Origin of the sequence: Pseudomonas sp. CJQ_9 (assembly GCF_043106615.1) — a bacterium.
In the GTDB taxonomy this organism is placed as follows: Bacteria; Pseudomonadota; Gammaproteobacteria; order Pseudomonadales; family Pseudomonadaceae; genus Aquipseudomonas; species Aquipseudomonas juntendi.
This window is the reverse complement of sequence record NZ_JBICMS010000094.1, coordinates 20,593-31,670: the sequence shown is the minus strand read 5'-3', so window position 1 is coordinate 31,670 and position 11,078 is coordinate 20,593. Positions and strand designations below refer to the sequence as shown.

General features: G+C 66.0%; 6 protein-coding genes. 1 reads left to right on the top strand and 5 read right to left on the bottom strand.

The features are described 5' to 3' along the window. Window positions 1-175 precede the first annotated feature (175 nt). The gene (locus ACF8SD_RS19905; RefSeq protein WP_173890862.1) at window positions 176-1,795 is read right to left on the bottom strand and encodes an FMN-binding glutamate synthase family protein; all 1,620 of its coding nucleotides are present in this window, start codon (window positions 1,793-1,795) and stop codon (window positions 176-178) included. A gap of 160 nt (window positions 1,796-1,955) precedes the next feature. Further along, window positions 1,956-6,230 carry a DEAD/DEAH box helicase gene (locus ACF8SD_RS19900; protein WP_392484905.1) on the bottom strand — a complete coding sequence of 1,425 codons (4,275 nt, stop codon included), beginning with the start codon at window positions 6,228-6,230 and terminating at the stop codon, window positions 1,956-1,958. Window positions 6,231-6,363: 133 nt separating this feature from the next. Here ACF8SD_RS19900 and ACF8SD_RS19895 point away from each other — a divergent pair, with 133 nt between their 5' ends. Then, window positions 6,364-6,777, top strand: a complete 414-nt coding sequence (locus ACF8SD_RS19895) for an NUDIX domain-containing protein (protein WP_173890860.1) — start codon at window positions 6,364-6,366, stop codon at window positions 6,775-6,777. Here the strand turns inward: ACF8SD_RS19895 and metR are convergent. The 3 genes from metR to ACF8SD_RS19880 all read right to left on the bottom strand — a co-directional run bounded on the left by metR (window position 6,761) and on the right by ACF8SD_RS19880 (window position 11,070). Beyond that, entirely contained in the window at window positions 6,761-7,678 is a 918-nt protein-coding gene (gene metR / locus ACF8SD_RS19890) for a transcriptional regulator MetR (RefSeq protein WP_009684539.1), read from the bottom strand. The genes ACF8SD_RS19895 and metR overlap by 17 nt on opposite strands. Window positions 7,679-7,840: 162 nt before the next feature. Beyond that, a complete protein-coding gene (locus ACF8SD_RS19885) occupies window positions 7,841-9,169 on the bottom strand; it encodes a sigma-54 dependent transcriptional regulator (RefSeq protein WP_173890859.1) in 1,329 nt (442 codons plus the stop codon). Then, the gene (locus ACF8SD_RS19880) at window positions 9,166-11,070 is read right to left on the bottom strand and encodes an ATP-binding protein (protein WP_029887761.1); all 1,905 of its coding nucleotides are present in this window, start codon (window positions 11,068-11,070) and stop codon (window positions 9,166-9,168) included. The genes ACF8SD_RS19885 and ACF8SD_RS19880 overlap by 4 nt, the downstream gene beginning before the upstream one ends. Between the last annotated feature and the right edge of the window lie 8 nt (window positions 11,071-11,078).

The window sequence follows — 11,078 nt, the reverse complement described above, 5'->3', positions numbered from 1 at the left end:
GCGTCCGGCATAGGCAATACTGGCCCGAGACAAACGGAGCGGGTTCACCCGCGAAGCGCCGCGCGGGCGGCGCTCGATCTCACAGGCGCTGAAGATGCTGCGGCTACCCTTGCCAGAAACCATAGAATCTCCCACAGGGATCGCAGCAGGGCTGCCAAGCAGCCCCCGGGGCGCGTCAGGCCGCGACCTCACTGTGCGGCTCGAAGCTGTCGGCCCTGGCCAGCTGCCACATGCGCGAATAGAACTGGCCATCCACCTCGCCGGTGAGCAGCTCGCCCGGTTTGAGGAACACATGCATCTGCGAGAACAGTTTGATCTCGGTGGCCGAGATGCGGCGCACCAAGTGCTTGGCCTCCAGCTGTGCCGGGTGTTCCAGGCCAGCCGCCGCCAGCATTTCTGCCAGCGCGCGCAAGGTGTTGTGGTGGAAGTTCAGCACCCGCTGGGCCTTGTCCGGCACTACCAGCGCACGTTGGCGCAGCGGGTCTTGCGTGGCCACGCCAGTGGGGCATTTGTTGGTGTGGCAGCTTTGCGACTGGATGCAGCCAATGGCGAACATGAAGCCGCGCGCCGAATTGGCCCAGTCGGCGCCAATGGCCAGCACGCTGGCGATGTCGAAGGCGCTGACAATCTTGCCGCTGGCGCCCAGCTTGATCTTGTCGCGCAGGTTCAGGCCGACGAGGGTGTTGTGCACGAACAGCAACCCCTCACGCAGGGGCACGCCAATGTGATCGGTGAATTCCACCGGCGCCGCGCCGGTGCCGCCTTCCTTGCCATCGACGACGATGAAATCCGGCAGGATACCGGTCTCCAACATGGCCTTGGCGATGCCCATGAACTCCCACGGGTGGCCCAGGCAGAACTTGAAACCCACCGGCTTGCCGCCGGACAGTTCGCGTAGCTGGGCGATGAACTGCATCATTTCGATGGGGGTGGAAAAGGCGCTGTGCCGCGACGGCGAAATGCAGTCTTCGCCCATCAGCACGCCACGGGTCTCGGCAATTTCCTGGGTGACCTTGTGCTTGGGCAGGATACCGCCATGGCCGGGCTTGGCGCCCTGGCTCATCTTTACTTCGATCATGCGCACCTGCGGGCTACGGGCTTGTGCGGCGAAGCGCTCAGGGTCGAAACGCCCGTCCGCGGTGCGGCAGCCAAAGTAGCCGCTGCCCAGTTCCCATACCAGGTCACCACCGTGTTCACGGTGGTACGGGCTGATGCTGCCTTCGCCAGTGTCATGGTGGAAGTTGCCCAGTTTGGCGCCCTGGTTGAGCGCGCGGATAGCGTTGGCGCTGAGCGAGCCGAAGCTCATGGCCGAGATATTGAAAATCGAGGCCGAATACGGCTGGCTGCACTGCGGCCCGCCAATGATGATGCGGAAGCTGGCCGGGTCGGCCAAAGGTGCCGGGCGCATGGAGTGGCCAATGAACTCGAAGCCGGACTGGTACACATCGATCAAGGTGCCGAACGGTTTGTCGGAAGCTTCGTTCTTGGCCCGGGCATACACCAGCGAGCGCTGCGCACGGGAGAACGGCAGTGCGTCGCTGTCGGACTCCAGCAGGTACTGGCGGATCTCCGGGCGGATGGTCTCTACCAGGTAGCGGATGTTGCCCAGGATGGGGTAGTTGCGGCGCACGGCGTGGCGCCGCTGCAGCAGGTCGAACAGCCCGATCAGGCTGAGAACGCCTGCGGTCAGGGTGAAGGGCCACAGCCATTCATGCTGACTGAAGGGCAGGCTCGCCAAGGTGAACAGGACACAGGCGGCGAAGAAGGCATAGCGGCTGAGAAGTGACAGGCTCATACAGGGTCCTTGCGATGGCGCGGTCAGGCTCAGGGCCTGGGGGCAAACCCCGACCATAGCCAAGTTGCCGGGCGCTGCAAATTAAAATCGGGGTAGCGACAATCATTCTCGCCACGCCAAGCGGCAACAGCCCCGGCCCTTGGTCGGCAAGACAGGCTGTTCACAGTGCGCCGCGCAGCAGCTTCTGTCGCCAGCTTTCCTGCTCGTGCGCGGGCGCCTCGCTCAGGTACACAGGGCGCCCGGCCACGCGCTTGGCCACTGGCACGCCGTCGCGGTACAGCAGGCGGTTGCCGCTCACCGCCGGCACCTTCACCCCCGGCAGCAACGAGCCGATCAGGTTCAGCGGGTCACTGGCACTGACCACCTGCAATGCACCGTCCGCCTCGCGCCGGCGTACCTGGCGCAGCAACCCCACTGCCTCCGGCAAGGCAAATTGTTCACCAGCCAACCCGGCAATGAAGCGCCCCCCGCGGATCTCGCCGCGCGCCTCCAGCCGGTGGTAGCAGCGCAGCAGTTCCCGCCACGGCGGCAGTACATCGCTCTCGCGCTCCAGCAGCCGCCAGCACACCACGCCATAGCGCCTTAGCAGGGCGTGGGCGATGTGCTCCAGGCGCTGGCTGTCATCCGCCGTGCCCTGGCGCAGCAATGCCCAGCGCCCGGCATGGGACATGCTGCTGGAGAACGGTGCATGGCCGTGCCGGCGGGTGCGTGAAGCGCGTTTCGCCGCCGGGGCGATCAGGCTGCGCAGGCCAGTGAAGCTGTCGGCACCTACCAGGCCGGCACCCACCAGTTCCTGCAACGCTGTTTCCAGTTCGCTGGGCAGCAGGCGGGCATCGTGGGTCAGTTCGTCGAAGAACAACGCGCCCTCAGCCTGCAGCACCTCATGTACCCGCTGCGCCCTTGCGCCAAGGCTCTGTACGGCAGGGGCGGGCGCCAGGCTGCGCCACAGCCCCAGGTGCTCCCGAGGCAGCAACACCAGCGGGGTGCTCGACAAGGTGCTGCTTGAGCGGGTCGCGGCCAGCCGGCTCCAGGCGAATTGCCCGCTACGGCAGGCATCATCGAGCCAGTGGGGGCTGTAGTCGAGGATGCGTGCGGGCAGCAGTTCGGCCTCCCAGGCTGCGGCTGCACTGGGGAAGCCCTGCAACTGCCCAAGCACTTCGGCTACGGCCTGCGGGCCACGCAGGCGCGTGTCAGGTGCCAGGTGCTGCCAGTCGAACAGAAAACGCATGAAGTCCTGCAGGCTGACCGGCTCGATTTCGCGACGCAAGCGCTTGACCGTGTAGCGGTGGATGCGTGCCAGCAAATGGCGTTCGCACCATTGCAGCTCGCTGGCGGCCGGGCTGAAATAGCCGCGCAGCACGTAACCTTCGGCTTCCAGGCGGGCCAGAGCCTGTTCGACTGCCTGCGCTGGCATGCCCAACGGCGCGGCGATCTGTACCAGCGTCTGCGGGCCATGGGCGCTCAGGCGGCCACGCAGCAGTTCGGCCAGGGCATTGTCGCGCTCGATGGGCTGATCGAAGCCAGGCAACTGCTCCAGCGCCGGTTCGAGGGGCGTCGCCGGGTAGATTGCCTGCAACAGGTTCAGGCGCTCACGGGCCAGCCACAGCTGCTCGCGGGGCAGGCGCAAGGCGCGGCCGGCCTTGGCCAGTTGCCTGAGGAGCAGGTTCCAACCAGGGTTGGCGCTGACCTGCGCCTGGCTGATGGCGCCCAGGCTCATCAGGGCTTCATGCATTTCGTCGCTATTGCGCGGCTGCGGCCAGGCCTCGGCGGCCACGGCAGCAATGGCGTCGGCATCCAGTGCGCCCAGGTCGTCACTGCTGTGCACCTCGTTCCAGCGCCGGTTGAGCACCGCCTGGGTACGCCGCTCTTCCAGCGGTGCGTCGTCGAGGAACGTATAAGGCCGGGCATTGAGAATGGCCGACGCCAGTGGCGATGGCGCAGGCAAATCGCGGCACAGCAGGCGTACCGCCCCGCTTTCCATGCGCCTCAACAGGGCCAGCCAGCCCGTGCAATCCAGTGCCTCGTGCAGGCAGTCGTCGAGGGTCTGCTCGACCAGTGGGTGTTCGGGTATCTGCCGCTCGCCGGCGATATTTTCCAGGCAGGCGATCTGGTCGGGAAATACTGCGGCAACCAGGTCTTCGCTTTTCATGCGCTGGATTTGCGGCGCGACTTTGCGCCCGCCTACGAAGCGCGGTAGGGCCATGGCGACACTGGCGTTCCAGCGCCAGCGCACACCGAACAGTGGCGCTTCGAGCACGGCCTGTATGAGGAGGGCTTCTGCGCTGCCGCTTTTCAGGTAACGCCAGACCTCGTCGAGGTCGAAACTGTGGCTGGTGGACAGCGACAGCACGATGGCGTCCTCGCTGGCGGCCGCCTGCAGTTCGAAATTGAAGGTGCGACAGAAGCGTTTGCGCAAGGCCAGGCCCCAGGCGCGATTGATGCGGCTGCCGTAGGGCGAATGGATGATCAGCTGGGTGCCGCCGGAGGCATCGAAGAAACGCTCCATCACCAACGTTTGCTGCGAGGGCAGGGCACCGAGCACTTCGCGGGTACGGCCCAGGTAGTCGAGCAACTGCTCGGCACAGTCTTCGCCCAGCTCGAACGTACGCTGCAGCCATGCCGACACCGCGCGGGTATCGCCGTCGGCCAGCGTCAGCTGCTGGTCAAGCTGTGCCTGCAGCCTGGCCACGGCCGCGGACAGCTCGTCGCTGCGGCCAGGCGCCTCGCCGAGCCAGAACGGAATGGTGGGCGGCAGCCCTTGGGCATCCTCCACCCGAACCCGGCCCGACTCGACGCGCAGGATGCGGTACGAGGCATTGCCCAGCTGGAAGATGTCGCCTGCGATGCTCTCCACCGCGAAGTCTTCATTGACGCTGCCAATGTTCAGCGCCTGCGGCTCCAGCAATACGCTGTAGTCGGCATTGTCCGGAAGGGTGCCGCCACTGGTCAGCGCGGTCAGCTGACTGCCGCGGCGGCCCCGCAATGTGCCGCTTACCGCATCGCGGTGCAGGTAGGCACTGCGTACGCCCTGGCGGCCGTTGTAGCCCTCGGCAAGCATGCGCAGCAGGGCCTGGTAGTGCTGCTGGTCGAGGTGGGCATAAGGTGTGGCCTGGCGCAGGCAGTCGAACAACGCCTGTTCGTGCCACGGCTGGTTGCAGGCTTCGGCGACGATCTGCTGGGCCAGCACGTCCAGGGGCGCCCGGGGTATGTGCAGCGCCTCCAGTTCCCCACGGCGTACGCAGTCGAGCAGGGCCACGCACTCGATCAGGTCGTCACGCGATGTCGGGAACAAGCGCCCTTTGGGCACGCCATCGACCTGGTGGCTGGCGCGGCCAACCCGTTGCAGGAAGGCGGCAATCGAACCCGGCGAGGCAACCTGGCAGACCAGGTCGATGTCGCCTATGTCGATGCCCAGCTCCAGTGAAGCGGTGGCCACCAGCACCTGCAACTGGCCGTGCTTGAGCCGTTGCTCGGCGCCCAGGCGCAGCTCCTTGGCCAGGCTGCCATGGTGTGCAGCCACGGCATCCTTGCCCAGGCGGTCGCTGAGGTGGCGGGTGATGCGCTCAGCCAGGCGCCGGGTGTTGACGAAGACCAGGGTGGTGCGATGCTTGCGGGCCAGGGCTGCCAGGCGGTCGTAGACCAGGCCCCAGACATCGGTGGCCATGACCGCCCCCAACGGTACCGGCGGCAGCTCGATGGCCAGGTCGCGTGGCCGGGCATGGCCGACATCGACAACCGCGCAGGGCCGGCCGCTCCCGGCCAGAAACTGCGCCACCCGCGCCACCGGGCGCTGCGTGGCAGACAGGCCAATACGGCGCAAGGGCCGGCCTGCCAAGGCCTGCAGGCGTTCCAGGGTCAGCGCCAGATGCGCCCCGCGCTTGTTGCCGGCCAAGGCATGGATCTCGTCGACGATTACCGTATGCACGTTGCGCAGGCCTTCACGGCCAGACGCTGAACCCATCAGTACATACAGGGATTCGGGAGTCGTTACCAAAATGTGCGGTGCCAGCTTGCGCATGGCGGCGCGCTCTTTTTGCGGCGTATCGCCGGTGCGCACGGCGGTGGTGATGCGGGGTGCGGCCAGGCCCTGTTCTGCCAGGGCCTGGCTGATACCCTCGAGCGGGGCTTGCAGGTTGACGCGGATGTCATTGGACAGCGCCTTGAGCGGCGAAACATAGACCACCTGGGTCAGCGCCGGCAGTTGGCCCTGCTGCGCCAGGCCCTGGCAGAACAGTTCATCGAGCACGGCCAGGAACGCGCTCAGGGTCTTGCCAGAGCCGGTGGGTGCGGCCAACAGCATCGACTGGCCGCCATGAACCAAGGGCCAGGCCTGGGCCTGGGCATCGGTAACGGTTGCGAAGTGGCGGCCGAACCAGGTGCGTACGGCGGGGTGGAACAGTTCGAGCACCGGGTGCTGTTGGGCGGGCAGGTTCATGGGTTGGTTATGGAGGGGCATGGGCGCTTTGGCAAGGGGCCGTTCGTCTGGCCGGCACACGCGACAATGGCCTTGTCAGGCCAAGCGAGCCCGTGGGATCCTCCCCGGCCATTGTTGCCAGCGAGTTCACCCCATGCCCAATACCATTCGCATCGCCGCCGCCCTGTTGCTCGACCCCCAGGGGCGCACCTTGCTGGTGCGCAAGCGTGGCACCGAAGCCTTCATGCAGCCGGGGGGCAAGATCGATGCGGGTGAAACGGCGCTGCAGGCACTGGTACGCGAACTGCACGAGGAATTGGGCCTGCACATCGACCCGGCCCAGGCCGTGCACTTGGGCCAGTTCACTGCCACGGCTGCCAACGAGCCCGGCTTCGACGTGCAAGCCGAGCTGTTTCGCGTGGACAGCGCCGCTGCCGTGGTCCCGGCGGCAGAAATCGAGGAGGTGGTATGGCTGGCTGCAGATCAGGCGCCAGACACGCCACTGGCACCCTTGACCCGCGATCTGATCCTGCCGCTGTACCGCCAGTTGCTCAACGCACCGCGCTGACGCCGTCGAGGGTGGCGAAGGAGGTATCCTTGGCGGTCAGCAGAAAGTCGCGCATGTACGGCGCATCGAGCATGTCCGTGCGCACAGCGGCGTAAAGCGTCGCAAACAGGCCTTTCTCGCCCAGGCGCTTGCCTTTCACATAACCGCGCGCACTGTACTCATGCAAAGCCCAGTGCGGCATGCCGCACACCCCCCGGCCGCTGGCGACCAGCTGCATCATCATCACGGTCAGCTCCGAGGTGCGCACGGCGGCCGGCTCGACGTCGGCCGGCTCCAGGAAGCGGGTGAAGATGTCCAGGCGGTCGCGCTCCACCGGGTAGGTGATCAGGGTCTGGTCGAGCAGGTCCTGGGGCACGATATACGGCTTGCTGGCCAGCGCATGCTGGTTGGCGACCGCCAGCATGGCTTCGTAGGTGAACAGCGGCACGTAGGTGATGCCGGCCAGGTCCACCGGGTCGGAGGTCACCACCAGGTCGAGGTCCCCACGGGCCAGGGCTGGCAGGGGTGCAAAGGCGAAGCCTGAAGCCAGGTCCAGCTCGACTTCCGGCCAGGCATCGCGGAATTGGTCGATGGTCGGCATCAGCCACTGGAAGCAGCTGTGGCATTCGATTGCCATGTGCAGGCGCCCGGCGGTACCGCCGGCCAGGCGCGCGATGTCGCGTTCGGCACCCCGTAGCAACGGCAGGGTGGCATCGGCCAGTTGCAGCAGGCGCAGCCCGGCGCTGGTAAAGCGTATCGGCTTGCTCTTGCGTACGAACAGCGGCAGGCCCAGGCGCTCCTCCAGCTCCTTGAACTGGTGAGACAGCGCCGACTGGGTCAGATGCAGGCGCTCGGCGGCTTCCACAAGGCTGTCGGCCTCGCGCAAGGCATGAAGGGTTTTCAGGTGGCGGATCTCCAGCACTGCTGACTCCGGGGTGTGAATGGGGTGAACGAAGCAATGAGTTGAGTTTCGCTCATGTTGGCAACGCTGTCGACTGGGCGTAGCGCCGCACCGCCTGCGGCTGGCCCACACCCACTGGGGCCCGAATACCCGCGCCGCAGGCACTTCACACGGTTGTCGAGGTCAACCAAGGCCGTATTTTTTGACCTTGTCGAACAGCGTGGTCTTGGCCATGCCCAGCTCCTGGCTGGCCTGGCTGAGGTTGCCGCCGGTGCGTTGCAGTGCATCGCTGAGCAGGTTGCGTTCAAACGCCTCCACTGCCTCGGCAAAGCCCAGGCCTTGGCTGGCCCCCCCGCTGGGCCCTTTCTTGAACGCCGGCAGGCCCAGGGCGTAGCGTTCGGCCACGTTGCGCAGTTCCCGCACATTGCCTGGCCAGTCGTGGGCGAGGAGGCGGGACAGGGTCTGGCTGTCCAGGGTCGGTGTTTCCCGATCGAAGCGCAGGGCCGATTGCTGTAGGAAGTGCTCGAACAATTGCAGGATGTCTTCGCGGCGCTCGCGCAGCGGTGGCAGCTCCAGGGTCACCACGTTCAACCGGTAGTACAGGTCGCTGCGGAACTGACCGCTCTGGCCCAGGCTATCGAGGTCGGCCTTGGTTGCCGCAATCACCCGGCAATCCACGGCAATGCTCTGGTTCGACCCCAAACGTTCCAGGGTGCGCTCCTGCAAAACGCGCAGCAGCTTGATCTGCAGGTTGATCGGCATGCTCTCCACTTCGTCGAGGAACAGCGTGCCGCCATTGGCGTGTTCGATCTTGCCAATACGGCGCTTGCCGGCACCGGTGAAGGCGTTCGCCTCGTGGCCAAAAATCTCGGTCTCGAACAGGTTTTCCGGCAGGCCGCCACAGTTCAGCGCCACGAAGGGCTGGCCCTGGCGACGGCTGAAGTCATGCAGGCAGCGCGCGACCAGTTCTTTGCCGGTGCCGGTCTCGCCCTCGATGAGCACGTTGGCCGAGGTGTCGGCCACATTGGCAATCAGCTCGCGCAGGTGCTCCATGGCCGGCGAGCGGCCGATGATGCGGCCTTCCAGGCTGCTCTGTTCGGCCAGCTGGCGGCGCAGGGCGACCACTTCGCGGGACAGCCCCCGTTGTTCCAGCGCGCGGCGCACCACGTCGACCAGGCGCTCCGGGGAGAACGGCTTTTCCATGAAGTCGTAGGCACCATTGCGCATGGCGCCAACGGCCATGTCGATGTCGCCGTGGCCGGTGATCAGTACCACCGGCAGGCTGCGGTCGCGGGCCTTCAGGCGGTTGAGCAACTCCAGGCCGTCGATGCCGGGCAGGCGGATATCGCTGACGACGATACCGGCGAAATCGTGGCCGATGCGCTCTAGCGCTTGCTCGGCACTGCCCACACCCTCGCAGGCGATGTCCTCCAGGGCCAGTGCCTGCTGGCAGCCGAGCAGCACATGCGGGTCGTCTTCGACGATCAGGACGGTAAGAGGCGCTTGGTTCATGGGTGCTCTGCCGATTCGTTAGGGGGCGAAACCAGGGGCAGGGCCAGGACGAAGGCGCTCCCGCCGGTGACGGGGTGCTCGACGTTGAGGCTGCCCTTGGCCGCAGCCGCAAGGCTCGCCGACAGGGTCAGGCCCAGGCCCAGGCCGTGTTCGCCCGGTTTGGTGGTGAAGAAAGGTTCGAACAGGTGCTTGCGCGCCTCGGCGTCGATGCCGTGGCCATTGTCACGCACCTGCAAACGGTATTTGTCGCCCTGCACTTCGCCCTCCAGCCACAGTTCGGGCTGGGGCTGCGCAGCCATGGCATCGAGGGCGTTGCCGATCAGGTTGACCAGGATCTGCTCCAGGCGGGTCTGGTCGATGGCCAGTTGCTGGTCCTCGTAGTGGTTGTGCAGCTGCAAGTGGCAGGCGCTGATGCGGTTGCCCAGTACTTGCAAGGTGGCTTCTATCGCCTTGGCCAGGGAAGCCTGGCCACTGTCGTCGCTGCGCCGGGCGAACGAGCGCAGGCTGGCAGTGATGCGGCCCATGCGGTCAATCAGGTCGTTCATGGTGCGCAGGTTGGTGCTGGCGGTTTCCAGCGCCCCGCGTTCGAGGAAGCGCACCGTGTTGCCAGACAGCGTCCGCAAGGCAGCCAGCGGCTGGTTCAGCTCGTGGGCGATGCTGGTGGACATTTGCCCGATGGCTGCCAGCTTGCCGGCCTGCACCAGCTCGTCCTGGGCGTGGCGCAGCGTTTGTTCGGCGTGCCGGCGCTCGCGAATCTGGCCTTTCAGGCGTTCGTTGCTGGCACGCAGGTCGGCGGTGCGTTCGGTAATCCGTCGCTCCAGCTGGCTGTTGGCTTCCTCCAGCGCCTCGCGTGCGGCCAGGCGGGTGGCGATGACTTTGCGCCGCTCGTTCCAGGCGATGCCGAGGATGGCCAGCAGGGCGAAGGCGACCCCCACCAGAATGCCCTGGACCATGGATTCGCGGCGCAGGTCCTGCAGCGGGGTGAGCAGAGTGAAATGCCAGGGCGTGTCGACCAGCCGCCGGGTCTGGGCCAGGTAGGCCACTTCGTGGGGCTCGCCGTGGGCAGTCTCGCTGTTGGCGGGGAAGGTCAGTTTTTCCACGCCATCGGCCAGGGTCTCGCGGGCCAGGGGCTGCAACTCGTTCAACGGCCACCAGTAATATTGCAGGCTGCGCGCCAGCCGTTCCTTAGTTTGCGCGGTCAGCGGGCGTACCGACTTCAGGCGCCTGGCAGGGTCGCTGGAAAGGATGATGATGCCGTTCTCGTCGCTGACGAATGCCTCCAGGCGCGCCCGCTGCCAACGTTCTTCCAGGGTATCCAGGCGTACCTTGATCACCGCCACGCCAATGATCTTGCCGTGTTCCTCGAGCCCGTGGGCCAGGTAGTAGCCAGCCTCGCCCGTGGTGCTGCCGATGCCGTAGAAGCGCCCAGGTTCGCCGCGTACGGCAGTCTGGAAATAGGCGCGGAACGACAGGTCTTCGCCCAGGAACGAATCGGCATCGCGCCAGTTGCTGGTGGCCTGGACCCGGCCATTGGTATCGAGCACGAAAATTGCCCGGCTGCGGCTGCGCCGGTTCAGGCCTTCGAGGTATTCGTTGACTGCCTGGCGCGAACCGCCATCCGGGTCGGTGAGCAGGTGCGAGACGCTGTCTTCCAGCTCCAGCAGGCTCGGCAGATAGGTGTATTTGCTGATCTCGCTTTCGACCGTGCGCGCGTGCAGCTCCAGCTGGCGTTCACCGTTTTCGCTGAGGGTGCGAATACCGTTGCTCTCGCTGATCAGGTAGCCAGCCATACCCAGGCCGACCATCAGCAAAATGATCAGTGGTGGCAACAGCAATTGACGGAGCAGGCGGGATTTCACGGCAGGCTTGGCAGGGAGAAGAAGCGAAGGATCGCATTTCATCACAGTGG